The 25,159-nt window shown below is 63.9% G+C and carries 24 protein-coding genes; 14 read left to right on the forward strand and 10 right to left on the reverse strand.

Annotated elements, in window-relative coordinates; translation table 11 throughout:
- Positions 1 to 25 precede the first annotated feature (25 nt).
- The gene (locus AC1RRC_RS04520; protein ID WP_493054066.1) at positions 26 to 1,174 is read left to right on the forward strand and encodes a helix-turn-helix transcriptional regulator; all 1,149 of its coding nucleotides are present in this window, start codon (positions 26 to 28) and stop codon (positions 1,172 to 1,174) included.
- Positions 1,175 to 1,305: 131 nt separating this feature from the next.
- Here the strand turns inward: AC1RRC_RS04520 and AC1RRC_RS04525 are convergent, their stop codons facing one another.
- Both AC1RRC_RS04525 and AC1RRC_RS04530 read right to left on the reverse strand, forming a co-directional pair.
- A complete protein-coding gene (locus AC1RRC_RS04525; RefSeq protein WP_493054067.1) occupies positions 1,306 to 1,725 on the reverse strand; it encodes a nuclear transport factor 2 family protein in 420 nt (139 codons plus the stop codon).
- Positions 1,722 to 2,555 carry an alpha/beta fold hydrolase gene (locus AC1RRC_RS04530; protein WP_493054068.1) on the reverse strand — a complete coding sequence of 278 codons (834 nt, stop codon included), beginning with the start codon at positions 2,553 to 2,555 and terminating at the stop codon, positions 1,722 to 1,724. The genes AC1RRC_RS04525 and AC1RRC_RS04530 overlap by 4 nt, the downstream gene beginning before the upstream one ends.
- 126 nt (positions 2,556 to 2,681) lie before the next feature.
- Here AC1RRC_RS04530 and AC1RRC_RS04535 point away from each other — a divergent pair, with 126 nt between their 5' ends.
- The 9 genes from AC1RRC_RS04535 (at position 2,682) to AC1RRC_RS04575 (ending at position 12,664) form a co-directional block, all read left to right on the forward strand.
- A complete protein-coding gene (locus AC1RRC_RS04535; RefSeq protein WP_493054069.1) occupies positions 2,682 to 3,452 on the forward strand; it encodes an SDR family oxidoreductase in 771 nt (256 codons plus the stop codon).
- A gap of 223 nt (positions 3,453 to 3,675) precedes the next feature.
- Complete coding sequence (locus AC1RRC_RS04540; protein WP_493054070.1) at positions 3,676 to 5,409, forward strand: DUF1302 domain-containing protein; 1,734 nt, start codon at positions 3,676 to 3,678, stop codon at positions 5,407 to 5,409.
- 14 nt (positions 5,410 to 5,423) lie between these two features.
- The gene (locus tag AC1RRC_RS04545) at positions 5,424 to 6,812 is read left to right on the forward strand and encodes a DUF1329 domain-containing protein (protein ID WP_493054071.1); all 1,389 of its coding nucleotides are present in this window, start codon (positions 5,424 to 5,426) and stop codon (positions 6,810 to 6,812) included.
- 33 nt (positions 6,813 to 6,845) lie between these two features.
- Positions 6,846 to 7,628 carry a fumarylacetoacetate hydrolase family protein gene (locus tag AC1RRC_RS04550; protein ID WP_493054072.1) on the forward strand — a complete coding sequence of 261 codons (783 nt, stop codon included), beginning with the start codon at positions 6,846 to 6,848 and terminating at the stop codon, positions 7,626 to 7,628.
- A 24-nt stretch (positions 7,629 to 7,652) separates the two neighbouring features.
- The gene (locus AC1RRC_RS04555; protein ID WP_493054073.1) at positions 7,653 to 8,555 is read left to right on the forward strand and encodes an acetaldehyde dehydrogenase (acetylating); all 903 of its coding nucleotides are present in this window, start codon (positions 7,653 to 7,655) and stop codon (positions 8,553 to 8,555) included.
- Positions 8,552 to 9,592, forward strand: coding sequence for a 4-hydroxy-2-oxovalerate aldolase (gene dmpG / locus AC1RRC_RS04560; RefSeq protein WP_493054074.1), 1,041 nt, complete (start codon positions 8,552 to 8,554; stop codon positions 9,590 to 9,592). The genes AC1RRC_RS04555 and dmpG overlap by 4 nt, the downstream gene beginning before the upstream one ends.
- Before the next feature lie 31 nt (positions 9,593 to 9,623).
- Positions 9,624 to 10,349: an EthD domain-containing protein gene (locus AC1RRC_RS04565; RefSeq protein ID WP_493054075.1), complete on the forward strand. Its 726-nt coding sequence runs from the start codon at positions 9,624 to 9,626 to the stop codon at positions 10,347 to 10,349.
- The gene (locus tag AC1RRC_RS04570) at positions 10,350 to 10,838 is read left to right on the forward strand and encodes a nuclear transport factor 2 family protein (protein ID WP_493054076.1); all 489 of its coding nucleotides are present in this window, start codon (positions 10,350 to 10,352) and stop codon (positions 10,836 to 10,838) included.
- 131 nt (positions 10,839 to 10,969) lie between these two features.
- Complete coding sequence (locus tag AC1RRC_RS04575) at positions 10,970 to 12,664, forward strand: diguanylate cyclase domain-containing protein (protein ID WP_493054077.1); 1,695 nt, start codon at positions 10,970 to 10,972, stop codon at positions 12,662 to 12,664.
- Positions 12,665 to 12,670: 6 nt separating this feature from the next.
- Here AC1RRC_RS04575 and AC1RRC_RS04580 read toward each other — a convergent pair whose 3' ends face one another.
- The 5 genes from AC1RRC_RS04580 to AC1RRC_RS04600 all read right to left on the reverse strand — a co-directional run bounded on the left by AC1RRC_RS04580 (position 12,671) and on the right by AC1RRC_RS04600 (position 17,536).
- Positions 12,671 to 13,528, reverse strand: a complete 858-nt coding sequence (locus tag AC1RRC_RS04580; RefSeq protein WP_493054078.1) for an SDR family NAD(P)-dependent oxidoreductase — start codon at positions 13,526 to 13,528, stop codon at positions 12,671 to 12,673.
- Positions 13,529 to 13,539: 11 nt separating this feature from the next.
- Complete coding sequence (locus tag AC1RRC_RS04585; RefSeq protein ID WP_493054079.1) at positions 13,540 to 14,304, reverse strand: SDR family NAD(P)-dependent oxidoreductase; 765 nt, start codon at positions 14,302 to 14,304, stop codon at positions 13,540 to 13,542.
- Positions 14,305 to 14,320: 16 nt separating this feature from the next.
- Positions 14,321 to 15,115 (reverse strand): SDR family oxidoreductase, encoded by a 795-nt coding sequence (locus AC1RRC_RS04590; RefSeq protein WP_493054080.1) that lies wholly within the window; start codon positions 15,113 to 15,115, stop codon positions 14,321 to 14,323.
- A 9-nt stretch (positions 15,116 to 15,124) separates the two neighbouring features.
- Positions 15,125 to 16,600, reverse strand: coding sequence for a flavin-containing monooxygenase (locus AC1RRC_RS04595; protein ID WP_493054081.1), 1,476 nt, complete (start codon positions 16,598 to 16,600; stop codon positions 15,125 to 15,127).
- Between the two features lie 81 nt (positions 16,601 to 16,681).
- Complete coding sequence (locus tag AC1RRC_RS04600) at positions 16,682 to 17,536, reverse strand: SDR family NAD(P)-dependent oxidoreductase (protein WP_493054082.1); 855 nt, start codon at positions 17,534 to 17,536, stop codon at positions 16,682 to 16,684.
- Between the two features lie 180 nt (positions 17,537 to 17,716).
- Between AC1RRC_RS04600 and AC1RRC_RS04605 the strand changes: the two genes are divergently transcribed.
- Entirely contained in the window at positions 17,717 to 17,992 is a 276-nt protein-coding gene (locus AC1RRC_RS04605) for a hypothetical protein (protein ID WP_493054083.1), read from the forward strand.
- A 70-nt stretch (positions 17,993 to 18,062) separates the two neighbouring features.
- On the forward strand, positions 18,063 to 19,985 hold the full coding sequence (locus tag AC1RRC_RS04610) for an alpha/beta hydrolase family protein (protein WP_493054084.1): 1,923 nt from the start codon (positions 18,063 to 18,065) through the stop codon (positions 19,983 to 19,985).
- A 21-nt stretch (positions 19,986 to 20,006) separates the two neighbouring features.
- On the opposite strand, the gene AC1RRC_RS04615 is transcribed toward AC1RRC_RS04610, so the two are convergent.
- Complete coding sequence (locus AC1RRC_RS04615; protein WP_493054085.1) at positions 20,007 to 20,372, reverse strand: hypothetical protein; 366 nt, start codon at positions 20,370 to 20,372, stop codon at positions 20,007 to 20,009.
- Positions 20,373 to 20,518: 146 nt separating this feature from the next.
- Between AC1RRC_RS04615 and AC1RRC_RS04620 the strand changes: the two genes are divergently transcribed.
- Both AC1RRC_RS04620 and AC1RRC_RS04625 read left to right on the forward strand, forming a co-directional pair.
- On the forward strand, positions 20,519 to 21,010 hold the full coding sequence (locus AC1RRC_RS04620; RefSeq protein ID WP_493054086.1) for a (2Fe-2S)-binding protein: 492 nt from the start codon (positions 20,519 to 20,521) through the stop codon (positions 21,008 to 21,010).
- On the forward strand, positions 21,007 to 23,265 hold the full coding sequence (locus AC1RRC_RS04625) for a xanthine dehydrogenase family protein molybdopterin-binding subunit (RefSeq protein WP_493054087.1): 2,259 nt from the start codon (positions 21,007 to 21,009) through the stop codon (positions 23,263 to 23,265). Before AC1RRC_RS04620 ends, AC1RRC_RS04625 begins: the two co-directional genes overlap by 4 nt.
- Positions 23,266 to 23,385: 120 nt before the next feature.
- Here the strand turns inward: AC1RRC_RS04625 and AC1RRC_RS04630 are convergent, their stop codons facing one another.
- Complete coding sequence (locus AC1RRC_RS04630) at positions 23,386 to 23,868, reverse strand: nuclear transport factor 2 family protein (protein ID WP_493054088.1); 483 nt, start codon at positions 23,866 to 23,868, stop codon at positions 23,386 to 23,388.
- A 5-nt stretch (positions 23,869 to 23,873) separates the two neighbouring features.
- Positions 23,874 to 25,097, reverse strand: a complete 1,224-nt coding sequence (locus AC1RRC_RS04635; RefSeq protein WP_493054089.1) for an endonuclease/exonuclease/phosphatase family protein — start codon at positions 25,095 to 25,097, stop codon at positions 23,874 to 23,876.
- Positions 25,098 to 25,159 lie beyond the last annotated feature (62 nt).

Raw genomic sequence — 25,159 nt, forward strand, 5'->3', positions numbered from 1 at the left:
GCGCGGCGGCCAGCCGAGGGGCACTATGAAGAACGCTGTCGCCACCTTCCCGCTGGAGAAATTCAGCGAATTAACCGCCTCCATCTACGATGGTTTGCTGGAACCCATCCCCTGGGAAAAGTGCCTGATGGGGTTGCGCAGTTTGCTCGAAGCGAACTACGTGACCCTGATCCTGCGCCAGCCCAAGGTTGGCGACCACGGCTTGATGGTCAATGTTGGCGATGTCACGACGGAAGGCTTGATTTCCTACAACAGCCACTTCTTTGCGATGGACCCGTTTGTCGGCCTGCCGGGGGACCGCATGGTGACGATCAATGACATCCTCGATGAAAAAGCGTGGATGGCATCGCCGTTTTACCAGGAGTTTTTAAAACCATACGATGTGCACCGCCTGATGGGCGCCGACATCCTCACCGCCGACGGCGGCGAATGCCGGCTGCGCGTGTGCCGTGGCCACGGCGCGCCGAACTTCACCAGCGCGGACAAGGAATTGTGCGGCTTGCTGCTGCCGCACTTTAAACGCGCGGTGCACTTCCATGGAAAACTGGACCTGGCGGAATCCGAACGCCGCCTGTATGCGGGTGCCATGGACCGCCTGATGGTCGCCACCATCATCCTCGACAAGAATGGCCGCGTGCTGAAGACCAACAAGCAGGCCGACGAATTGCTGGCATCCGCCGACGGCATGCGCCTGGTGAGCAACATGCCCCATGCGACCCATGCCGGCGGCAACCGGGAATTGCAGCGGCTGATCAAGCATGCGCTGGACAATTACGGCATGGCGCGCCGCACCGCCGTGGTGGAAGCCATTTCCATCGAGCGCCATTCCGGCAAGCGCAACCTCGGCGTGGTGGTCCATAGCGTGCCGCCCAGCGAGTGGTCGGAAGGGGCCAGCAGCCCGGCCGCCGCGATCTATATCCGCGACCCGGAAGGCAAGGCGGAAGCGCCGGTCGACATCGTGCGCCAGTTGTTCAGTTTCACCCCGGCCGAAGCGGCGCTGGCGGTGCAACTGGCCAATGGCTTGTCGCTGGAGGATGCCGCGATGGAGCTGGGCATCCGCCGCAATACCGCGCGCGCGCATTTGCGGGCGATTTTCTCGAAGACCGATGTGACGCGGCAGACGGAGCTGGTGCGGCTGTTGCTTAACAGTGTCGCCAACATGGGAATTCGTTAAAGTAAATCCGGGTATCAACCCCGTAGGGCGGTTTCCACGCAGTGGAAGCCGCCATGCATGCGCGGCCGCAACGCATGCATGGCGGCTTTGCCCAAGGCTCGGCGCCCCCGCCGGAAACCGCCCTACGAAATTTATTCCACGGAGTGGGTATCCCAAAACGCCCGCAGCCGCCTGATCTTGCCCTGTGCATCAAACTGGAAGTTGTCGATAATCCGCAGCACAGCACTGCCGGCACCCGCATATTCCACCGTCAGGTTGAACACCGCCACCGCTTCGTCGCCGCACACCGTCAGCCGCACCAGCTCCGGTTCGAACGTCGCATGCGGCCCCTCGGCCCGCGCCCAGAACGCCAGCAGCGCCGCCTTGCCTTCGATGGGCGCGGCGCCGACCGGGTCTTCCAGCACCACGTCATCGGCAAACAGGCTGGCGCGCGCCACGGCGTCGCCGCTGCGCCAGCTGTGTAGGTAAGCGCGTACCCCGGCGTCGACTTGCGCCGCCGGCACACTGACGGTAATCCCCTGCAGCATTTGCCGCATCATGTCCTTGATCATGATCCCTCCTCAAAAAAAGCCAGGCATTCACGATTGAATACCTCGCGGTGTTCCACCATGACCCAGTGGCCGCAGCGGTTCAGCAACAGGCAGCGCGCGTCCGCGCAGTGGTCGAGCAGCTTATGGACGCCGGAGACTGGATTGAAACGGTCGCCCGTGCCCCAGAACGCCAGTACCGGGCAAGCCAGGTCGCGCAGGCGTTCCGTCATGTTTGGCACGCGCATGGTGGACAGCACCGTGGTTGGCTGGCTGTCGGCGATCGGCAGGCGTTCGGCAATCAGTGCATCGGTGATGTGGGCGGGATCGTCCACCAGCAGCGACATCAGGCCGCGCATATTGGGCTCGTCGAGCTGGCGGCCGGCAAACAGTTTCACCATTTGCCGGATACCTTCCATTGCAAAGTACGTTTCGCGTTCTTCCACGCCGCCCGGCGCCATCAGCACCAGTTTCACCACGTCGGATGGAAAATCCAGCGCGTACTTGATGGCGATGGCGCCGCCCAGCGAATTGCCGACCAGGATGCAGCGGCGGATGTCGAGCGCCTGCAACAGTTCGCGCAGCGCGCAAACGAAATAATCGAGCACATACTCCGCATCGGCAGGCTTCGATGACAAGCCATACCCGGGCAAGTCCGGCACGATAACGCGATGGCCACAGGCTGCGAACACCGGGTAGTTGTGCTTGAAATTGCTGTAGCCGCTGGCGCCGGGGCCGCTGCCGTGTAGGAAAACCACGGGGATATTGCCGCTGCCTTCCTCGTGGTAGTGCAAAGTCAACCCGCCCGGCAATTGCACGTGGCGGCCGACCGGAATCGGGGAATCTGATGTCATGAAATGCTCCGTTTGCCATAGGTGAGCCCCATCGTCGCGCAAGGTGATATGCGGGGCATCGTCCCTTCAGACTAAGACGGCGGCCCCGGATTTTCCTACCATCGGAACTTTCAGGGAGAGCTGCACATGGAACCTTTATTCGACTATTCCGGCCAGGTGGTACTGGTCACCGGCGGCACGCGCGGCATCGGCCGTGCGATTGCTTTCGCCTTTTTGCAACAGGGCGCGACAGTCTACGTCTGCGGCCGCAAGGAACCCGATCTGCCCATAGCGGACGGGGGCAGAGAAGCCACATTTATCGCCGCCGACGTGCGCGACGCGGAACAGGCGGCCGCCATGGTGGACGGCATCGCGCAGCGCCACGGCCGGCTGGACATCCTTGTCAACAATGCCGGCGGCAGCCCGCACGTGATGGCCGGCGATGCCTCGCCGCGCCTGTCCGCATCGATCATCGCCCTGAACCTCACCGCGCCATTGCTGCTGGCGCAGCGCGCCTATGGCCACATGCGGGAGCGGGGCGGCGTGATCCTGTTTATCGGCAGCGTCAGTGCGCTGCGGCCATCGCCCGGCACAGCGGCCTATGGCGCGGCCAAGGCGGGCATCGTGAACCTGGTGCGTTCGCTGGCGGTCGAGTGGGCGCCCCGGGTCCGGGTCGCCGCGGTCAGTCCCGGTCTGGTGCGAACGGAAGAAGCGCTGCAGCACTATGGCGACGAAGCGGGCTTGCGGGCAATCGGCGCAACGATTCCCATGGGCCGCCTGGCGCGGCCGGAAGAAATCGCGTCCGCCTGCCTGTACCTGGCCTCGCCCGCCGCGGCCTATGCCAGCGGCAGCAACCTGGTGCTCGATGGCGGTGGCGAACGTCCCGCCTTCCTGGCCGCCGCCAATGCTCAAACGTAGGGCGGTTTTGCCGGAGGCAAAGCCGCCATGCATGCAGCACGGCGGCGCATGCATGGCGGCTTCCGCTGCGCGGAAACCACCCTACGGATTCGGCGTCAACCGGTTTCCGCGCAACTGAACTAGTCCATTCAGCCGATGTTGGCGGCCCGCCAAAAATCGACACTGAATCCCATGCTGCACCACCTTAGATGAAAACAACGTGAAAACAACGAGGAGACAGAGCATGAAACGAATGACCCGAGGGATGACCCGAGCAGTGCCGCCAGGGAAGCTGCGCCTGATCGCCCAGGCAGCCATGCTGGCCGCTTGCGCACCGGCGCTGGCCGCTCCCACCATCAACCTGGGCGAGGAAGCCACGCTGGATTTCAACGCCACCGTCAACTACGGCATTGCCATGCGCACCAAGGCGCCCAGCGCGGCGCTGGTCAATGGTCCGGTTGGCGCGGCAGGGCTGCCGTCGACCATCAATGCCGACGACGGCGACCGCAATTTTAAACGCCACAGCCTGATTGAAAACCGCTTCAGCGCCCTGCTGGAAGGCGACTTGAAATACCAGAACCTGGGCTTGTTTGCGCGCGCCAGCATGTTCTATGACAACGTCTACAACCGCCGCAACGACAACAACGCGCCAGCCACCGTCAACCGCGGGGGCGATCCGCAATCGTTCACCGAAGGCGCACGCGATTACGCGGGCCGCCGCGCCCGCATGCTGGACGTCTACGCTTACGGCGCCTTTACGCCGGGCGACACCAAGCTGAACCTGCGTGTGGGCCAGCAAGTGGTGCAGTGGGGGGAGGCGCTGTACTTCCCGAACATCGCCGGCGCCCAGGCCCCGGCGGACGCCACCAAGTCCAATGTGGCGGGCGCGGAAGTCAAGGATATCCTGCTGCCGACCGGCCAGGTGTCCGCGCAGTGGGCCCTCACGCCGTCGCTGAGCGTGATGGCGTACTACCAGTACAAATACAAACCCACCGAAGTCTCCCCGGCCGGCACGTACTTCAGCTATGCCGACATGATCGGTCCCGGCGCGGACCGCATTTATACGATGGCCAATCCGCTGCTGGCCAATCCCGCCACGGCCGCCTTGCCGGGCTTGCCGATGGTGCTGGCGGCCATGCGCGGCCCGGATATCCGTCCCGCCGACCGTGGCCAGTTCGGTGTCGGTGCGCGCTTCCGCCCGGCCGCCGGTACCGAGCTGGGCCTGTACTACCTGCGCTACCACGACAAGAACCCCAGCGTGCAAATGAACTTCGGCATCGCCACCCTGTATCCGGGCTTGCCGCAGGCAGGCATCCCGGCCATCACGTCGGCCGCGTTGCCGCCCGCGTACCAGTTTCTGCCGACGACGTACCAGGTCAAATACTTCGATGGCATCCACCTGACCGGCGCCACGTTCTCGACGCAGGTTGCCGGCATCAGCCTGGCCGGTGAACTGAGCCACCGCAGCGGCGCCCCGGTGCTGGTCAACACGCCCGCCGGTCCGACCGCGTCGCGCTCGGCGTCGTGGCAGGGCCAGATTTCCGCCATCAAGGCGATGGAAAAAACGCCGCTGGCCGATTCCATGATCCTGGTGGCGGAAGTGGGCGTGCATAGAGTCAGCAGCGTCGAGGCGCTGACCATCGCCGGCACCCAATACAGCCAGCTGGCCGCGACCCGCTCGTCGTGGGGCTACGTGGTCGGCCCGACGCTCAGCTACCAGAACGTGTTCGGCGGCTGGGACATGGACATGCCGATCACGTTCCAGCACCTGGTGCGCGGCGTGCCGGCCGTGGCGGGGTCGTTCGGCGCGCTGACCGGCAAGGGCGACAAGCGCCTCAGCGTGGGCGTCACGTTCCGCTACCTGAGCAACCTGGAAGTGGGGGCCGCCTATAACGCCTTCCTGGGCGGGGCCGACGCGGCCTTGCGTCCTTTGGGCGACCGCAATTATCTGAGCTTCAACGTCAAGTATCGCTTTTAAGCCGGGAGATCGTCATGTATAGCAAGTTCAAATCATTCGCGCTGTGCGCGGTTGCAATCGTTGCCACCATGCCTTACGTGGCCCATGCCGCCACGGCGGAAGAAATCAAGGCACTGGGCACCACACTGACCCCGATGGGCGCGGAAAAAGAAGGCAACAAGGATGGCAGCATTCCCCAATATGCCGGCAAGTGGCTGGGCGTGCCGCAGGGCGTGCATTTCCAGGGTACCGGCAGCGTCCATCCTGATCCGTATCCCAACGAAAAGCCGCTGTACATCATCACCGCGCAAAACATGGCGCAGTATGCCGAGCGTCTCAGCGATGGCCAGAAAGCCCTGTTCAAACGCTATCCGACCACGTTCCGCATCCCGGTGTACCCAAGCCACCGCGATTTCCGCTATCCGGACAAGGTGGCCGCCAACGTGAAGGAGAACGCCGCCAACGCGGCGCTGGCCAACGGTGGCCTGACCCTGACGGGCGCCTTTGCCGGTCCCGCCTTCCCGCTGCCGAAATCCGGCCTGGAACTGTTCTGGAATACGCAGACCGTGTACCGCGCCAACAATGAAATCGCGATCTACGACCAGGCGGTGGTTTACCCGGATGGCAACAAGGCGTGGGGCCGCACCAATTACCGCATGATGGCCATGTTCAACAACCTGACCATGGAGCGCAAGGCGGTGCTGGACCGTGGCGCCGGTGGCCCGTCGAACTACTTCCTGACCAACACGATCTTGCCGGAACGCGAAAAGGGCACCATCAACGTGGGTTTTGAAACCAATGACTTTGCCAACCACCCGCGCCAGACCTGGAGCTACAACCCGGGCACGCGCCGCGTGCGCCAGGCGCCGGAATTCGGCTTTGACCAGCCGTTCGGCCCCGGCGGTTTCCACACCATCGATGAAGACCGCCTGTTCAACGGTTCGCCGGAACGCTATGACTGGAAGATCGTCGGCAAGCGCGAAATGTTTATCCCGTACCACGCCAACCGCCTGGACGATACCAGCGTCAAGTACGACACCATGCTGGCCAAGGGCCATTTGAATCCCGATCTGATGCGCTATGAGTTGCACCGCGTGTGGGTCCTGGAAGGCAAGGTCAAGACCGGCATGCGCCACCTGTATGCGCGCCGCGTCATGTATGTCGATGAAGACACGTGGAACGCCGTGATGGCGGACCACTACGATGCGCGCGGTGAACTGTGGCGCGTGGCGATGGTGAACCTGGTGTATGCGTATGAATTGCAGGCTTACCACGCCCGCGTCACGGTCTATCACGACCTGGTGTCGGGCGCGTACATGGCGGACCGGCTGACCAACCAGCAACCGAAGGCGGCCCGTATCAATACCGGTGAACTGAAGGCGTCGGATTACACCCCTGACGCCGCGCGCCAGTCCGGGCTGTAACGATACGCCGGCACCAAACGCAAGGAATGAAAAATGATCAGCAACCAGCAATTAGACGCGCTAGGCGACCGGCTGTATGAAGCCTGGCAAACCCGCACCCCGTTGCCGCCGCCCAGTGAGAACAACGCGCTCACCATCGACGACGCTTACCGCATCCAGCAGCGCATGGTGGCGCGCCGCATCGGCCAGGGTGAAACCGTGATCGGCAAGAAAATCGGCGTCACCAGCAAGGCTGTGCAAGACATGCTCGATGTGCGCCAGCCGGACTTCGGCATCCTGTTGTCCGGCATGGCGTATGCGGATGGCGCGGCGATTCCGGCAGATATGCTGATCCAGCCCCGCGCGGAAGGTGAAATCGCCTTCTTCCTCAAGGAGCGCTTGCAAGGCCCCGGTGTCACGGCGCGGCAAGTCCTGGACGCCACCCGCAGCGTGGCGGCCTGTTTTGAAATCGTCGACTCGCGGGTACAGGACTGGCGCATCCGGATTGCCGACACGGTGGCGGACAACGCGTCGTGCGGCGTGTTCGCCATCGGCGCGGAGCGGGTGGCACCGCAGGGGCTGGACCTGGCGGCGTGCGCCATGACGATCACCAAGAACGGTGAGACCGTCGCCACCGGTGTCGGCGCCGCCGCGCTGGGCCATCCGGCCGAAGCGGTGGCGTGGCTGGCCAATGAACTGGGCCGGCGCGGCATCGCGCTGGAAGCGGGGGAACCGATTTTATCGGGTTCGCTGGCGGTGCTGGTCCCGGTCCAGGCGGGCGATGCGCTTTCGGTGTGCATCGAAGGCATCGGCTCCTGTGCCGTGTCGTTCGTATAGTTTTTTTGAACCTCGGGAACCACCATGAAGAAAATCAGATGTGCACTGATCGGGCCGGGCAATATCGGCACCGACTTGCTGTATAAATTGCGCCGCAGTCCGTGGCTGGAGCCGGTCTGGATGGTCGGTATCGACGCCGCGTCCGAAGGCTTGCAGCGTGCCGCGGACCTGGGCCTGAAAACCACGGCGCAAGGCGTGGATGGCTTGCTGCCGCACGTGAAGGAAGACGGCATCCAGATCGCGTTCGACGCCACCTCGGCCTACGTGCACGCGGAAAATTCCCGCAAGCTCAATGCGCTGGGCGTGATGATGATCGACCTGACGCCGGCCGCCATCGGCCCGTTCTGCGTGCCGCCGGTCAACCTGCTCAACTACCTGCGGGCGGAGCCGGGCGCCAATGCGCTCAATGTCAACATGGTGACGTGCGGCGGCCAGGCCACGATACCGATGGTCGCCGCCGTGTCGCGTGTGCAGGCGGTGGGCTATGCGGAAATCGTGGCCACCGCGTCGTCGCGCTCGGTCGGTCCCGGCACCCGCGCCAATATCGATGAATTCACCCGCACCACGGCCGCCGCCGTGGAACAGGTTGGTGGTGCCAGGAAGGGCAAGGCCATCATCGTCATTAACCCGGCGGAACCGCCGATGATCATGCGCGACACCGTGCACTGCCTGGTGGAAGGGGAACCGCAGGTGGACGCCATCACCGCGTCGATCCACGCCATGATCGCCGAAGTGCAGCAATACGTGCCGGGCTATCGCCTGGTCAATGGTCCGGTGTTCGACGGCCAGCGCGTGTCGGTGTTCCTGGAAGTGGAAGGGCTGGGCGACTACCTGCCGAAATACGCGGGCAACCTCGACATCATGACGGCCGCCGCTGCCCGCACGGCGGAACTGTATGCACAATCGATCCTGCGGGAGGCGGCATGAAATCCATTACCTTGCATGACATGACACTGCGCGACGGCATGCATCCGAAGCGCCATCAAATGACCTTGCAGCAAATGACGACCGTGGCGCAGGCGCTCGATGAGGCGGGCATGCCGCTGATCGAAGTCACGCACGGCGACGGCCTGGGCGGTTCGTCCGTCAATTACGGCTTCCCGGTGCACAGCGACGAGGAATACCTCGGCGCCGTGATTCCGCTGATGAAGCGCGCCAAGGTGTCGGCGCTGCTGTTGCCGGGCATCGGCACGGTCGACCATTTGCGCATGGCCCATGAACTGGGCGTGTCCACCATCCGTGTCGCCACCCACTGCACGGAAGCCGATGTGTCGCAGCAGCACATTGCCCACGCGCGCAAGCTGGGCATGGATACGGTCGGCTTCCTGATGATGGTGCACATGGCGTCGCCGGAAAAGCTGGTGGAGCAGGCGAAGCTGATGGAAAGCTATGGCGCCAATTGTATCTATTGCACGGACTCCGCCGGCACCATGCTGACCGAAGACGTCAAGCGCCGTATCGGACTGCTGCGCGAAAAACTGAAGCCGGAAACGGAACTCGGCTTCCATGCCCACCACAACCTGGCGATGGGCGTCGCCAATTCGCTGACCGCGATCGAATACGGCGCCAACCGCATCGATGCGGCGGCCGCAGGACTGGGCGCCGGCGCGGGCAATACGCCGATGGAAGTGCTGGTGGCCGTGTGCAAACGCCTGGGGATTGAAACCGGTGTGGACCTGTACAAGATCCAGGATGCGGCGGAAGACCTGGTGGTGCCGATGATGGATTTCCCGATCCGCATCGACCGCGACGCGCTGACCCTGGGGTTTGCTGGCGTGTATGGCTCGTTCCTGTTGTTTGCCAAGCGCGCGGAACAGCGCTACGGCGTGCCGGCGCGCGACATCCTGGTGGAAATGGGCCGGCGCGGCATGGTCGGCGGACAGGAAGACATGATTGAAGACACCGCGCTGACCATGGCGCGCGAACGCGGCATCCAGCTCCCTGGCGCAATGCGCTCCGCATAAACTTTGCATCAGCAACTCCGAGGAAGGCATCATGGAAAAAGTGATCTACGCGCTGTGGCGCGACCCGCGCACCAGCGTGGAAACCTTCGCCGCCACGGTGCGTGGCGAACTGGCGCGGCAACTGCTGGCGCTGGGCGCGCGCGGCGTGCAAGCCAATGTGTGCGACGAAGCGGTGCTGCCTGCCGCGTCGCTGCGCCAGGCCCAGACCCAGCCCGCCATTTCCGGCGCCATCTCGGTCTGGCTGGACAGTGCCAACACGGCCTTCCGCAAACCGTTTGATGAAGCGGTGGCGGCCGTGGTCAGCCACATGGCCGCCTACCTGGTGTCGGAATCGGAGCCCATCAAAAATACCCGCTATCCGGCCGGCGAGGGCGAGCGCACCGCCGGTTTCTCTCAACTGGCCTTTCTCAGCGTGCCGCCGCGCCTGACGCCGGGCGCGTGGCTCGATATCTGGCACGGGCACCATACCCAGGTGGCGATCGATACGCAGGATAACTTCCAGTACGTTCAGAATTTCGTGGTGCGTCCGCTGACCTATGGCGCGCCCCGCTATTCCGCGATCGTCGAGGAATGCTTCCCGCAGGCGGCCATGACGGATATGCACGCGTTTTTCAATGCCATCGGCGACACCGACAAATTCAAGCGCAACCTCGACGCGATGATGGATTCGTGCAGCCGCTTTATTGATTTCGACAAGATTGACGTGGTGCCAACCAGCCAGTACCTGGTGCGCCGCCCGACCTGGGAGGCGGCATAAATGGAACGCGCAATGGAGCTCGCGGCGCGCATTGCCCGCCTGGAAGCGGTGGAAGCCATCCGCCAGTTGAAGGCGCGCTATTTCCACAGTTGCGACAGCAAGAATCCGGACGCCATGCGCGAGTGTTTTGTATCCGGGCCGGTGGACATCGATTATGGCGCACTGGGGCGTTTCACGGACCGCGATGGCCTGGTGCAACTGTTCACGCAACTGGGCTGCCATCCGCATATCGTGGAAATGCACCATGGCGCCAATCCCGACATCGCCATCATCGATGCGGACCATGCGCACGGCACGTGGAGCCTGCATTACCAGCAAATCGACACCGTCAAACAGACGGTCACGCAATTGGGCGCGTTTTATCACGATGCCTACCGCCGTGAAGATGGCGTGTGGAAGATCAGCGCAACGCGCTGCGCAGTGACGTCTTGCGCGATGCTGTCGATCGCGGAGGGAATGCCGCGCGTACTGCACGCCGGCGCGGCATAGCGGCGTTGTTGATATCAATCCGCAAGCCATCTGGTATCATCGGAAACGTTATGTGATCAGCCGGCCCGCTGTTAATAAACTGGCATTGTCACCGTTGCAAGGCAGTGTGGCGACGGCAGGCGGGATGGCTTATGGCCCGTGCTTCCATGATGATCTTGTGCCGCTTCCTGCTGGTCCTGTTGCTGGCCTGTGTACAGCAACCGGTATCGGCTGCCCCGGCAATCGTCAGCGGCGCCGACCTGATGCAGCGGGGCGGCGCGATTTATACGGCGGCCCCCCGCGCATCCCCAGCCGTGTTCCCGGCCGATGCCGCCGCTATTGAACGCTGGCGCCAGTCCCTTCATCAAGCACCGCAAGTCAGCCAGTTTGGCGGCGCCTACTGGCTGGTGGCGCACGTCCGCAATGACAGTGCTGAACAGGACTGGGTACTGGTGCCGGGCAGTGTCATGATCGAGCGGGTGGATGCGCGCATTTATGCCAGCGACGGCACGATCCAGCAATTTGCCGGCGGCTATCGGGGCGATTACCAGTATGGTCTGCACTATGGCCAGCGCTTCCGCCTGGCGCCGGGCGCCAGCGCCGTCATCGTGATCCACACGGACAGCCCGTTCTACCGTGCGCCGCCCGCCGTGCGCCTGTATCCGGAACGGGCATACCGGCGCCTGGTTGCCGTTGAAAACACGCTGATCCTCGGCGCGCTGGGCGCATTGGCCGCGCTGGCGCTGTTCAACCTGTTCGTGCACCTGATGAAGCCGGACCGCGCAACCCTGTTTTACGCGTTGTACCTGTTGCTGTACATGGTCGCCTGGTCGCAGGAATTCCTGCTACCGGCGCAGATACTGGGCTGGCACGACATGCGTTGGCTGTATGTGCCATTCTTCCTGCTGCCGATTCCCAATACCGTGTTCTATGTGGAGTTCCTGCAATTGCGCCGGCACTTCCCCCGGCTGGCGCGCCTCAGCCGTATCAACTACGTCTTGCCGCTGTTGCTGTTGCCCAGCGTGGTGCTGGCGTTGCCGTATGCGCCATTCCTCGCCACGGTCGCCATCAGTACCTGGCTGACGCTCGCGCTGGTCAGCGGCATTGCCTGTGTCCGGGCAGGGAACCGGCCGGCGCGCTATTTCGTGCTGGCGTTTATTGCGCTGCTGGTGCCGGCCTGCCTGATCTTGCCGAGCAACCTGGGACTGGTGCCGCCGCCGGTGGACAACCCGGAATTGCTGACCTTATTGGGCGGCACGCTCGACGCCATACTGCTGGCGTTCGCGCTGGCCCACAAGCTGCGCCAGCTGGCGGTGGAAAAGGACCAGGCGCTCAAGCGCTTGAACCATTCCATCATCCAGGCCCAAACCGACCATTTGACGGGCATTTACAACCGCCATGCATTCGATGAACACCTGGCGCAGCGCTTCGATGCGCAGCGCGACGAATTGGCGGTGCTGTTGATCGACCTCGACGGCCTGAAGGCCGTCAACGACCGCCACGGGCATCCGCGCGGCGATGCGCTGCTGCGCGCCTTTGCCCAAGGGCTGGCGCGGCTGGCGGGCGAGGGCGTGTCGGTGTTTCGCCTGGGTGGCGATGAATTCACCGTATTGGCGCGCCAAGCCGATGTGACGGACTTGCTTGCGGCGCTGCAAGTGCTGGACCAGTCGTTGCGGGCGGAAGGATTTCCGCAGGCCGGCGCCAGCGTGGGCTGGGCCATCGCCATGGAAGCGGCGTCGAAGGACGCCATGGTGGCGCTGGCGGACCAGCGCATGTATGAACAAAAAACCGCGCGGCGCCACGCCCGCGCCGGCGATCCCCGTCCGGCCGGTGCGCTAAGCGCCTGATTCCGCCTATTCGACGATCGCCGGGTGTCCCGGCGCCGGCCCGCCCAGCATGGCGCGGTGCGACGGCGGCTGCTTGCCATCGAGGTCGCGGATGCCATAGGTTTCCGCCAGCTCCGCGCCGATCAGCACCTGGCCTGATTTGTCCATCCGCTGCGGATCGCCGTGCAGCTTTGCTATCACCATGCCGGTGAACTGCGGGCTTTCCGCCATCGGTTCGAATGCCGCATATTTATCGGGTTCGCGCTGCCACACGGCCTTGGTGCGCTCGGTCTTCAATGGCCCCATCCACAGCGACACGCACGCCACGTTATGGGGGCGCAAGTCGACCGCCATGTCCCGGGCGAATTTGTCGATGCCGGATTTTTGCGCGCCATAGGCGGGGCCGTGCATGTAGCAGCTGGCGCCGAACGACGACGTGAACACGATCAACCCCTTGCTTGATGCGATCAGCAGTGGCGCCGCGTAGTGGCTGGCCACGTAGCCGGACCGCAGGCCGACGTCGAGGATATCGACCAGCGCCAGCGGCTTTTCCCAGAACGGGCCCTTGTCGATCAGGCGGTCGTGCAGGAAGGTGGCGTTATTGACGAGGATATCGAGCTTGCCGTGTTCGCGTTGCACCCGCGCGAACAGCGCGGCCACCTGCGCATCATCGGCGTGGTCGCACGCGACCGCGATGCCGGTGCCGCCCGCCTTTGTTACGTCCGCAGCGGTGGCGTGGATGGTGCCGGGCAGGGCGGCGTCGCCTTCCTGCTGCGAACGGCCGGTGACATACACGGTGGCGCCCTGCGCGGCCAGCGCCAGCGCGATGCCTTTGCCGGCGCCGCGCGAGGCGCCCGTGACGACTGCAATCAATGGCTGGGTCATCGTGTCCTCCTTCACATGCGCTGCGACGACAGGTTGCCGCCGTCGACGACGATTTCCGCCGCCGTGATATAGCTGGCCTCATCGGACAGCAGGAAGCGCGCCACCTTGCCCACTTCGTCCGGGCGGCCCAGGCGCGACAGCAGGATGCGGCGCTCGAAGGCGCCCGCCGGCAAATGGTCGACCACCGGCTTGATCATCGGGGTCAGGATCTGGCCCGGCGAAATGCTGTTGATGCGGATGCCGTCGCGCCCCAGCGCATCCGCCAGCGAGCGCACCAGCGACAGCATGCCGCCTTTCGAAGCGCTGTAAATCGGGTTGACGGCGTTGCCCAGGGTGGCGTTGATGGAGGCGATGCCGACGATGGCGGAACCGGGGTTGGCTTTCAGGTCGGCATGCAGCGCGCGCACCAGCAAGGCCAGCGGGCGCAGGTTGACGTTCATGACCCGGTCCCAATTGGCTGGCGTGAGGCCATCGATGGAACCCATATCCACCATGCCGGCCGCGTGGACCAGGCCGCCGATGGCGGGCAACGCGGCGCGGGTGGTGTCCAGCGCGGCGGGCAGCGCGTCGGCATTGGCGAGGTCGATGCCGACGCCGATGGCGCGCACCTTGTAATCGCGCTCGATGGCGGCGGCCTGTTCGACGGCCGCGCCGCCATTGATATCCCACAGCGCGACGGGACGGCCGGCCTGCGCCAGCGCTTGCGCGCAAGCGAGGCCGATGCCGGAGGCGCCGCCGGTGACGATGACGGCGGTGTTGGAAGAAGACGTTTGCATTGGAACTCCCGTAAAACTAGAAATGGTGGGGCCGCATGGCGGCGTCGATGCCGCCATCGGCGAACAGGACGCTGCCGTGGATGAAGGGGGCGCTGTCGCCGGCAATAAAACCGATCAGCGCGGCGATATCGGCAGGTTCCGCGCGGGCGCGCGTGCTGAGCGGCGCGACAAAGTTGCGGATGCCTTCGCCATAACGGACATCGGCCAGCCCCGCTTCCAGCAGCGGGGTTTGCACGGCGCCGGGCGCCACGGCATTCAGGCGCACACCGGCCTTGCCCCAGCTTGCCGCACGCTGGCGCACCGCGCAGGCCACCGCGTTCTTCGAACTGGCATAGGCAATAAAGCCCGCCTGCGGCGCCAGGTCGGGCGGCAGCGCGGCCAGCATGGCGTGCACCGCGCTTTCATCGCCATCGAGGTAGGCCTGCCGCAGCGGGCTGCCATCCCAGGCCTGCAGGGTGGCCGAACTGGACGACACCACCACGGCGCTGGCGCGGCAGCCCGCCTGCAGCGCGCCGGACAGGCCGTCCAGCAGGGCGGTCACGCCAAAGTAATTGACGGAGGCAATGCTGGCCACCGGTTCCGCTTGCGGGCCCAGTCCCGCGCAGCACACCAGGGTGTCGATGCGCCGCTCCGACAGGCACAGCGCCGCTTCCACCGCATAGGCGCGTCCTTCCTGCGTGGACAGGTCGGCGCAGATGTCGCTGTGGCGCAAGTCGATGCCGATCACGCGCATGCCGGTGTGGCGCAACTGTTCGCACACGGCGGCGCCGATGCCGGAGGCGGCGCCGCTGACGATGGCGGTTCTTTTCATGGCCGCCCCTTATGCGCGCAGCGTGTAGTGGTCCATCCGCGGCGCCGTCATCGCTTCGCGGAAGCGCTGCTGCGACCATGGCCAGGTGGCTGGCACGCCTTCCGCGTCGAGGTACCAGCTGTTGCAGCCGGAGCCGAACACGGTCTTTTTTGCCGCCGCGATGCGGGCCGCGTCATAGTCGTCCAGCGCCTCCTGCTTCGCTTCGACTTCGTTGCACACGCCGTTGCGCACCAGGTCCATCAATTGCGCCACGTAGTGCCACTGCTGTTCCGCGATATCGATCAGCGAGAAGTTGCCGACCGGGCCGGTGGGGCCGTTGAGCATGTAGAAATTCGGGAAGGCCGGTATTGCCACCGCCAGGTAGGCGCGCGGGCGCTTGGCCCAGACGTCGTTGAGTTTGACGCCGTCGCGGCCCACCACATTCATCGGGCGCATGAACTGGTCGGCTTTGAAACCGGTCGCCAGCACCAGCACATCGAGTTCATGCAGCTTGCCGTCACGGGTGCGGATGCCTTTCGCTTCCACGCATTCGATGCCGTCCGTGACCAGCGCGGCATCCGGGTGCTGGATCGCCTTGTAATAGTCCGGGGAGTAAATCAGGCGCTTGCAGGCGACGCGGTAATCGGGCTGCAGCCTGGCGCGCAGCGCCGCATCGGGCACGCTGCGTTCCAGGTGGCCCAGCGCGATGGCTTCGATTTCCTTGATTTCCTGCGATTCCGCATCGAGGATGGCGTTGGTGAAGCGCTCCACGTTGGACAGGTACGTCGGGTCGTAGCGCAGGGAGTTCAGCAATGCGCGGTCGGCGCGGAACGCGGCTTTCTGTTCGTCCGTGAACGTCGGGTTTTCAACAGGGAAGATCCACTGTGCGGTGCGCTGGAAGTGCGATACCTTGGCGGCGCGTCCGGCCAGTGCGGACACGATTTGCACGCCGGTGGAACCATTCCCAACCACGCCGACCCGGGTGCCGTCGAGCGGCACACTGTGGTCCCAGCGCGAGCTGTGGAATTTTTTGCCTTCGAATTCAGCCAGGCCCTTGATGTCCGGCAGGCTTGGATGGTGCAGCACACCGGTGGCGGCAATCACGATGTCGGCCGTGTCGCGCAGACCGCTTTTCATGGCCAGGTTCCAGCGGCCATTGGCAAACTCGCAGCCGATGATTTCCTCATTGAAGCGGATCATGTCGCCAATGCCATACTTTTCCACCGTGCGTTCAAAGTACGCCTGGACTTCGGCGCCGGGCGGCAGCACGCGGGTCCAGTCGGGGTTCGGTTCGAACGAATAGGTGTAGGCGTGGGAGGGCACGTCGCAGGTCAGGCCCGGGTAAGTGTTTTCACGCCAGGTGCCGCCCACGCGGGCCGCCTTTTCATAAATCGTCACGCGGGTGTAGCCTGCCTCGCGCAATTTGATGCCGGCCAGGATGCCGGCCATGCCCGCGCCCATTACCACCACGCGCAGGTCGCTTGGATTTGTCGTTTTCTGATTCATTGGAACCTCTGAATTGGGTTGTCTGTAGTGCTAGGCTATGCGAGGGACCAGCGGGCAGCTACATCCGTTTGGACTAGTTCCCTACGGAGTCACCGCCTGCAGCATGTCGTAGCGCTGCGCCAGCGCGCCCTTGAGCATCTCCGCATGCGGGAAAATCCAGAACTGCTTGCGGTCCACACCGGCCAGCACAAGGTCCGCCAGTTCAGCGGGCGTCATGCCTTCCGCGATCATGCCGCGCAGGTAAGTATTCAACCCGTCCACCGCGGCATCGCCGGTGGCGCCGCCGATGTTGCGGCTGATGCCGGTATCGACGGGCCCGGGCAGCGCCACCGACACGTGCAATGGCATGCCCAGCGCCTGGAATTCCTGCTGCAGGGTTTCGCTGTACGACACCAGCGCATGCTTGGACACCGTGTAGGGCGCCAGGAACGGCGCCGGCAGCATGCCCGCCAGCGACGCGATATTGACGATGTGGCCGTGGCCCTGTTGCAGCATGCGCGGCACGAAGGCGCGCGCGGCCCGCACCACGCTCCAGAAATTCACGTCCATCAGGCGCGCCCATTGCTGTTCATCGAATTCCCAGCTGCGGCCGCTGGCCAGCAGTCCCGCGCAGTTGAACAGCCAGTCCACCCGTCCGAACGCTTCGAACGCGCTGCCGGCCAGGCCCGCGACCTGGCCGGGCTGGCTCAAATCAGCCACGATGGGCAGGATGCGGACAGCGGGGGCGGCCTCACTGAGGTGGCGCGTGGTGGCGTGCAGGGCGGCGCTGTCGATATCGGCCAGCATCAGGCTGGCGCCGCGCGCGGCCAGCGCGAAAGCCAGCGCGCGGCCAATGCCGCTGGCGGCGCCGGTGATGACAGCGCATAAGAAAGTCGGGGATTCAATGCCGCTGGCGGCGCCGGTGATCACGGCACATTGGAGGGAGGGAGTTTGCATGGCGGTCCTGTCGATAGGTGGAAGACTGGCTCAGAATGTGCGCCAGTCCCGCCCGCCGGTCATCGTCCCTTCAGACTAAGCGGGCGCTGACAGCCATGTGTTACTATGCGTTTTGCAAGTCGCCGCATGCCGGCGGCTTTTTTATTTCCCGCCTTAATTTGCAACGTTGTCAGAAGTTAAATGAGTAAAGAAGTAAAATCCCCAGTCAAACCCGAAGTAAGCACCGTCAAGGATGCCTGCGCGCTGACGGCGCGTGTCTGGCGCGAATCGGCCGGCTTTTTCAAGAGTGTCGAAGTGTGGCTGATGGTGCTGGTCGCCATGGCCATGGTGGCAGGCGTGATTTTCGCCTTCATGCTGGACGTGCGCGGCGTGTTTGCGTTCGGCTTTGTGGTGACGTACTTCGTTGCCCGCCCCGTGCTGCATGCCAGGGGCATCCTCAAGTGGCCGTTCGTCTAAGCTGCTTACAAACCTATGCGTTGTGACAATTTGCGCACATTTGCAGCTTGTTATTCGGTAGTATCCCGCCTTGGCTTACATTCAGGGGGAGTTGCAAGTGAAGTTTGGGAAGATTATCGCGTTTGGTCTGGTGCTGGCAGTAGCACTTTCCTGGGGCCATCCCGTATTCGCGCAACCGGTGTCAGAGTTTGACCTGATCGACCCAACCGGCATTAAGCGGGTGCGGATTTCTCCTGATGGCAAACATATTGCGGCACTTATACGTGACGCAAAGGGAATTCGCGTTTCGCTTGCCTCCACCGACAAGCTGGAATTCAAGGACTTTGCCAGCCGCCCCACGTTTGATGGCTTCAGCTTCAATCTGCCTGAGGATATTGTCTGGCTGAGTCCTGAAGTGCTGGTCATCAATTTCAGTAAGGGCGCCAGGGCTTATACCCTGGATGGCAAAGGAACAGCCTGGCTTGGAGAACGGGCTTTGCACCCGGTAACAGGTACCAATGATACGAGAACGCTGGCTTTGGCGTTTAATGATGAATCCCGCGACGATCTGGCGATTTTCGATGCGCTCACTGGTTCCAGGACGCGTTACCGTCTGCCCCCTCAAGGGAAATTGAGACACCTTGCCTATGACCGTAACGGCCTGCCCAGGGCTGCGACCATGGCTGATTCCGCATTTTGGAGTGACAAGACCAAAGTGTCCAATTGGTATCGGAAGGCTGACTCGGACGAATGGGAAAAACTGGAAGAGTTTGCATTGACGGCGGAAGCCTGGCTGCCGATGAAGGTGTTGGATGCTCCCGATATGCTGGCTGTTGCCAGCCGGATGGATCGGGATACCTATGCGGTGTTCTCATACAATACGCGTACCCGCAAGATGGACCGGATGCTGGCCGGGTATGCCGACCAGGATGTGCTGCTCACCAGTGAATTGACGGACGGGAAAGTTGAATTTGTGCGTACCGGAGGAATGAAATCGGAAAACATCTGGTTTGATCCCGTCTGGGCAAAAATACAGGCGGATGTCGACGCCACGTTTCCTGGCCAGCTTAATACCTTGAGCGGGCAGCCGGACGGGATGGTGTTGATTTTCTCCCATAGCGACACGCTGCCAGGTGAATGGCACCTTTACGACACGCGCAAGGGCGCGATCCAGACGATCGGCGCCATGCGCGGAACGGTCAATCCATCGGCCATGCGGCCCATGCAAACAGTGCGCTATAAGGCAAAGGATGGCTTGGAAATTCCCGCTTACCTGACATTGCCTGCCGGTCCAGCAAAGCAGCTTCCTGCCATCGTGATGATTCATGGTGGTCCAACAGTTCGGGATTACTGGGGATGGGATCAGGAAGTACAGTATCTCGCGTCGCGCGGATATGCCGTGTTACAGCCGCAATTCCGGGGCTCGACGGGGTTTGGCCGGCACTTCCAGCAAGCGGGATATGGTCAGTGGGGCAAGGCAATGCAGGATGACGTAACGGAAGGCGTCAACTACCTGATTGCGCAGGGGATTGCCGATCCGGCCCGCATTTGCATTTTTGGCGCGAGTTATGGCGGATATGCGGCACTGTGGGGGCTGGTCAAGACGCCCGATCTTTATCGGTGCGGTGCCAGCTTCGCCGGGGTGGTTGATCTTAATTTGATGTTCAACGACGGCTCCGACAACAATTACGACACCATGGCGCGCGAATTGATGCATTCGCGTATTGGCGATCCCCGCATCAATAAACAGCAGTTCGACGAAGTATCGCCGCTGAAGTCCGCTCACCTGATAAAAGCGCCTGTGCTGCTGATGCATGGCGAAGACGACATACGCGTGCCAATCGAGCATAGCAAAAGCATGTTAAAAGCGTTGCAGCGCAGCGGAAAACAGGTCGAGTTGATCCCCTTCCGTTTTGAAGGGCATGGGGTGGGGTTTATGGATAACCGCTTGCAGTATCTGAAAGCACTGGGCGCCTTCTTTGACAAGCATCTGCGCAAAAGTCCCGCGCCCTGACAGCGGCGTGCTGCGGACCATTCAGGACAGCCGTCCAAAGGTCAAAAACACCCAAGCGACGGCAATCACCACCATGCCCACCATGGTCATGCACGACCAGGTGAAGAAACAGGCCGACAGCACGGTGGTTTGCAAGAACCGTTCAAACAGGAATCCCAGTCCGAAGTCGAAAGTGGCCAGCACGGTCCAGCGGCGGAAATACAGCGGCAGGTAGCGGCTCATGTACTTGTTGTGCTGCAGCGCCGCGTGCCGCTCGAACAGGTTGCGTGCGGTGCTGACGTCGCGGAACAGCCAGTCGAAGAAAATGAACCGGTACAGCAGGGTGCGGAACGGCATCAGCGGCCGCACCGGTTCCTCTTGATCAGGTTGCAATGTTTCCATCGTCATGTGCACCTCCGATGACCTCATCATGACTGAACTTCCAATCGTGCGCCAGCCTGACCCTGTTGCCTGGCTGGCCTGACTGTTGCAGATGTGCCAATCCAGTGACTGCCCGGGATGGGATAATAGGAGATCCGTACGGGAGACTTCCGATGAAAAAACAGCCCACAAGGCTACAAATCAATGGCAAACCCCAGCGCTGCCAGGGCGATGCCGACCAGCCACTGCTGTGGTACCTGCGCGATGAACTGGGTTTGACCGGCACCAAATTTGGCTGCGGTATCGGCATGTGCGGCGCCTGTACCGTGCACGTCGATGGCGTCGCCGTGAAATCCTGCACCGTTCCCGCCGCCACCCTGGGCGGCAAACGCATCACCACCATCGAAGGCCTGGCGGGCCGTGATGGCGCCTTGCACGCGGTGCAGCGCGCGTGGATGGAAGCCAATGTGCCGCAATGCGGCTATTGCCAGGCCGGGCAAATGATGGCCGCCGCCGCATTGCTGGCGCGCCAGCCGCACCCCACCGATGCGCACATCGACGAAGCCATGCAGGGCAATTTGTGCCGCTGCGGCACTTATGACCGCATCCGCAAGGCGATTCACCGCGCCGCCGAACTGGCGCGCCAGCCGGGAGTGGCCGCATGACGCCCGCATCCCCCGGGCGCCGGCTGGCGCTGAAATCCGGCGCGGGCGCCGCGCTGGCATTGACCCTGGGCTTCCGCGTCGGCGCCGTTGAAAACAACGCGGGCAGTGGCGCAAAAGCCGGCGCAAGCTTCCAGCCCAACGCCTGGCTGCGCATCGACGACAGCGGCGCCGTGACCGTGCTGATTTCCAAGACGGAAATCGGGCAGGGCACGGCCACCGGCATTGCGCAAATTGTCGCCGACGAGCTCGATGCGGACTGGGCCCGTGTGGCGGTGCAAACCATCCGGCCCGATGGCAAGCGCATGATGGTGACGGGCGGCTCCTACAGTACGGCCGGGGCGTGGGATGGCGGCCGCAAGGCGGCGGCCGCGGCGCGCCACATGCTGCTGCAGGCGGGCGCGCAGGTCCTGGGCGCGGAAATTGCCGCGTGCGGCACGGCCGGCCATGCGGTGGTGCACCACGCCAGCGGGCGCCGCGTCGAATACGGCAAGCTGGTGCGCCACGCGGCGGCCTTGCCGGTGCCCGCCGCGCCGGCGTTGAAGGACGCGGCGGACTTGCGGCTGGTGGGCAAGCCGCTGGCCGCCAAAAACCTGGAACCCATCGTGCGGGCGCAGGCGGTGTATGGGCTCGATGTGCGGGTGCCGGGCATGGTGTATGCCGTGATCGAGCGCAGTCCCGTCATCAATGGCCGCGTGGCCAGCGTCGACGGCAAGGCGGCTTTGATGGTGGCGGGCGTGGAAAAAATCGTCACCCTGCGCGGCAACACTTTCCCGACCCTGGAATATGTGCGCGACGGCGTGGCCGTGGTGGCGCGTTCCACCTGGGCCGCGCTGAAAGGGCGCGGCCAGCTGAAAGTGCAGTGGAATGACGCCTGGTCCCAGAGCAAGGTCAAGAATGGCGCCCTGGCGTCCAGCACGGAGCTGGCGGCGGATTTCGACCGCGCGCTGGAAGGCCGGGACATCGGCAAGCCGCCGCATAAAATCCATGCGATGGCGACGGCCAGCCGCAAGGGATCGGCCGATGGCATGGCCGCCGCCTTCCAGTCCGCCGCAAAAACACTGGAGTTGCAATACGACGTGCCGCTGCAGGCGCACGTGCCGCTGGAACCGATGAACGCGGTGGCGCACTGGACGCCGCGGCGCTGCGAAGTGTGGGCGCCGTGCCATGCGCAATCGCAGTTGCTCGAGGTGTTGTGCGAAGTGACGGGCTTGCCGCCGCAAGCGGTGATCATCAACACGCCGATGGTGGGCGGCAGTTTCGGCCGCCGGCTCGACGCCGACTATGCGGTGGAAGCCGTGCTGCTGTCGCGTGAACTGGGCAAGGCGGTGCAGGTGGTGTGGACGCGGGAAGACGATATCCGCTATGGCCTGTACGCGCCGCCCAGCCGCCACAAGGTCAAAGTCGCGCTGGATGGGGCGGGGCGCATCCTCGCGCTGGACCACGCGTTCGCCGCGTTGTCCGTGTTCCGCCAAATGACGCCGGAAGCCATTGGCGCGGATGGCGTCGATTATGCGGCGGCCATCGACGCCATGAAGTTCCCATACCTGGCGCCGCAACTGCACGTGCGCCATGCGCTGGTGGAACAGGCGATCCGCGTGTTCTGGTGGCGGCGCGGCTATACGCCGAACCATACCTTCGTCAACGAATGCCTGCTCGACGAGTGCGCGCATGCGGCCGGGACCGACCCGCTGCAATACCGCTTGTCGCTGTTGCCGCCGCCGCAAGTGCTGGGTTTTAAAAATGGCGAAGACGTGGAAACCATCGATACCGGGCGGCTGGCGCAGGTGCTGCGGCTGGCGGCCGCCACGGCAGGCTGGGGCCAGGCCTTGCCGGCCGGCGCGGGGCGGGGCATTGCGTCGACCGTGACGGATACCTATGTGGCGCAGGTGGTGGAAGTCGCCTCCCATGATGGCAAGTTGCGGGTGCGGCGCGTGGTGACGGTGGTCGATTGTGGCCGCGTGGTCAACCCGCAACTGGTGAAGGCGCAGGTCGAAGGCAGCATCGTGTTTGCGTTGACGGCGGCGCTCAAGGGCGCCATCACGGTCGAGCAGGGCCGTATCCAGCAAAGCAATTTCCACGATTACCCGCTGCTGCGTATCGATGAAATGCCGCTGATCGAAACCGTGCTGGTGGACAGCACGGCGGCGCCGACCGGCATCGGCGAGCCGGCCTCGCATGCGGTGGCGGCGGCCCTGTCGAATGCGATCTTTGCCGCCAGCGGCAAGCGCTGGCGCTCCACGCCGATGCAAATGTAAGCAGGCCCGCCGTCGGGCAGCCGTGCAATGCCGCTGCCCGCTGCCCGCTGCCCGCTGCCCGCTGCCCGCTGCCCGCTGGCCCGGTCGCCCTGCCGCCCCGTGGCGTCGGTCCGGCTCCGGTTACTTCGAGCCGGCCACCGGCTGCAGCGGCTGCAAATTCGACGGACTGCTGGCGGTTTTCATCGACTGCACGGCCAGCAGCTTGCACTGGCCGTTCACGTCCGCGTAGGTGCGCATGAACTGGTACTGGTTGCTGCGCCAGGTCTTGCCATCGGCATTCCATTGTTCGACCGTGGACAGGCCGCGCAGCACGATGGTCTGCCCCAGCACGTGCGCGTGCACCTGGCTGGTGCTGCGGCTTTTCGGAATACTTTCCGGCTTTTTCAGACGCGCCAGCACCGATTCCCGGTTTTCGATTTGCGACGCCAAGGTGTGCACCCACACGTAGTCGTCGGCCAGCCAGGCCTGCAGGAACGGCACGTCACCAGTGCGCAGCGCTTCTTCATATTGACGGTCGCGCTCGATCAGGCTGTCGACCGGCAGGCAGGGCGCGGCCAGCACCGGCAAGGGCAGCAGGGCGCACAGGGAAAGCAGTGTTTTCATAGCGTTCACAGGTTCAGTGTCACGATGCGCGGGCAGTGGTCGCTGGACTCGATGACCTGGCCCGGTTCATTGACCACCGGCACCTTGCGCGAGCTGAACGTGGCATCCGGCTGCACGGCTCTCAACGCCTGGCTGACCACAATGTGGTCCAGCCCCGTAAAGCCCTTGCAGCCGCTGTCGGCGCCGGACAGCGGCACCTGGAACAGCGTGGGTTTGCCATCCGAAATTTCCTGCCACAGGTACCTGGTGGCCACATAGCCCAGCGCATCCTTCTTGTTCGGACCGGCCGGGTCGCTGCCGTCGGTGCGCACGTGCGATGGCGGCACCGATTCCGCCGCTTCTTCATCGATGCGGCGGTTGAAGTCGCCCAGCAGTACGAAGCGGGGGCTCTTCGCATCGATGGCGTCGATCCAGTCTTCCAGCGCCGGCACCTGGCGGTTCAATACGCGGCAGGCGGCATCGGCGTCATCGAGCTTGCGCGGCTGGTACGGCCCGTTCGGCTTCAGGTTGGCGCAGGCGGATTTCAAATGCACGTTCATGAACGTGACCGGCTGGCCATTGACCGTCAGTTCCAGCGCCAGCCCCGGGCGCAGGGTGCGGAAGTTGGCCGGGTTGGCGGGATCGTCGGACACGGCCAGTTCGGTGCGCGACGCGCACTGGCCGGGCTTTTGCGTGGCCGCCTTGTTCCAGGCAAAGGCCACGGTCTGGAAGGCATTGTGCGGCGCGAAGCAGACGTCGAAGGTGGCGGCATGTTTGCCCAGCACGTCGCGCACGGCCTGGTCCGATTTGACTTCCTGGAACGCGATCACCTGCACGCCGTCTTTTTCAATCAGGCTGGCAATGGTGGCGCGCAGGCCGGCCAGCTTTATCCGGTAATTGGCCAGCGTGACGTCGGCCGTGTTTTTGGATTTGTAGGCATTGCACGGCGCGATGCGCATTGCTTGCGGGGCGCCGCCGGCGAACTGGTCGATCGCCGCTTCGCAGCGCTTCGCGGTGGCGATCGCGTCAGGCGATGGCGTGGTTTCGCCCCGGTTGCGGCGCGGACGGGTGTCGCACCACTCGACGGCGGTGCACATCGCAAGGTGGGCCTGGAAATCGGCTTCCGTGCCGGCCCAGGCCATGTTGAATGAAGCAACGCCCAGCGGCACAGGCTGGGACACTGGGGTGGCCGGGGTGGTGCAGCCGGCCGTGGCGGACAGCAGGGCCAGCGCGGAAAGACGGAATTTCATGGGTTGAATGCGAAGTCAGCGGAACAAGTGGGCGACGATATCACAGCGCCGCCGCGCGCGAC

It is taken from the genome of Pseudoduganella sp. GW821-FHT12E03, assembly GCF_058807115.1.

Excerpts from the sequence above, each read along its gene's own strand:
- AC1RRC_RS04520 (WP_493054066.1), top strand. The coding sequence starts at position 26 with ATGAAGAACGCTGTCGCCACCTTCCCGCTGGAGAAATTCAGCGAATTA.
- AC1RRC_RS04525 (WP_493054067.1), bottom strand. The coding sequence starts at position 1,725 with ATGATCAAGGACATGATGCGGCAAATGCTGCAGGGGATTACCGTCAGT.
- AC1RRC_RS04530 (WP_493054068.1), bottom strand. The coding sequence starts at position 2,555 with ATGACATCAGATTCCCCGATTCCGGTCGGCCGCCACGTGCAATTGCCG.
- AC1RRC_RS04535 (WP_493054069.1), top strand. The coding sequence starts at position 2,682 with ATGGAACCTTTATTCGACTATTCCGGCCAGGTGGTACTGGTCACCGGC.
- AC1RRC_RS04540 (WP_493054070.1), top strand. The coding sequence starts at position 3,676 with ATGAAACGAATGACCCGAGGGATGACCCGAGCAGTGCCGCCAGGGAAG.
- AC1RRC_RS04545 (WP_493054071.1), top strand. The coding sequence starts at position 5,424 with ATGTATAGCAAGTTCAAATCATTCGCGCTGTGCGCGGTTGCAATCGTT.
- AC1RRC_RS04550 (WP_493054072.1), top strand. The coding sequence starts at position 6,846 with ATGATCAGCAACCAGCAATTAGACGCGCTAGGCGACCGGCTGTATGAA.
- AC1RRC_RS04555 (WP_493054073.1), top strand. The coding sequence starts at position 7,653 with ATGAAGAAAATCAGATGTGCACTGATCGGGCCGGGCAATATCGGCACC.
- dmpG (WP_493054074.1), top strand. The coding sequence starts at position 8,552 with ATGAAATCCATTACCTTGCATGACATGACACTGCGCGACGGCATGCAT.
- AC1RRC_RS04565 (WP_493054075.1), top strand. The coding sequence starts at position 9,624 with ATGGAAAAAGTGATCTACGCGCTGTGGCGCGACCCGCGCACCAGCGTG.
- AC1RRC_RS04570 (WP_493054076.1), top strand. The coding sequence starts at position 10,350 with ATGGAACGCGCAATGGAGCTCGCGGCGCGCATTGCCCGCCTGGAAGCG.
- AC1RRC_RS04575 (WP_493054077.1), top strand. The coding sequence starts at position 10,970 with ATGGCCCGTGCTTCCATGATGATCTTGTGCCGCTTCCTGCTGGTCCTG.
- AC1RRC_RS04580 (WP_493054078.1), bottom strand. The coding sequence starts at position 13,528 with ATGACCCAGCCATTGATTGCAGTCGTCACGGGCGCCTCGCGCGGCGCC.
- AC1RRC_RS04585 (WP_493054079.1), bottom strand. The coding sequence starts at position 14,304 with ATGCAAACGTCTTCTTCCAACACCGCCGTCATCGTCACCGGCGGCGCC.
- AC1RRC_RS04590 (WP_493054080.1), bottom strand. The coding sequence starts at position 15,115 with ATGAAAAGAACCGCCATCGTCAGCGGCGCCGCCTCCGGCATCGGCGCC.
- AC1RRC_RS04595 (WP_493054081.1), bottom strand. The coding sequence starts at position 16,600 with ATGAATCAGAAAACGACAAATCCAAGCGACCTGCGCGTGGTGGTAATG.
- AC1RRC_RS04600 (WP_493054082.1), bottom strand. The coding sequence starts at position 17,536 with ATGCAAACTCCCTCCCTCCAATGTGCCGTGATCACCGGCGCCGCCAGC.
- AC1RRC_RS04605 (WP_493054083.1), top strand. The coding sequence starts at position 17,717 with ATGAGTAAAGAAGTAAAATCCCCAGTCAAACCCGAAGTAAGCACCGTC.
- AC1RRC_RS04615 (WP_493054085.1), bottom strand. The coding sequence starts at position 20,372 with ATGACGATGGAAACATTGCAACCTGATCAAGAGGAACCGGTGCGGCCG.
- AC1RRC_RS04620 (WP_493054086.1), top strand. The coding sequence starts at position 20,519 with ATGAAAAAACAGCCCACAAGGCTACAAATCAATGGCAAACCCCAGCGC.
- AC1RRC_RS04625 (WP_493054087.1), top strand. The coding sequence starts at position 21,007 with ATGACGCCCGCATCCCCCGGGCGCCGGCTGGCGCTGAAATCCGGCGCG.
- AC1RRC_RS04630 (WP_493054088.1), bottom strand. The coding sequence starts at position 23,868 with ATGAAAACACTGCTTTCCCTGTGCGCCCTGCTGCCCTTGCCGGTGCTG.
- AC1RRC_RS04635 (WP_493054089.1), bottom strand. The coding sequence starts at position 25,097 with ATGAAATTCCGTCTTTCCGCGCTGGCCCTGCTGTCCGCCACGGCCGGC.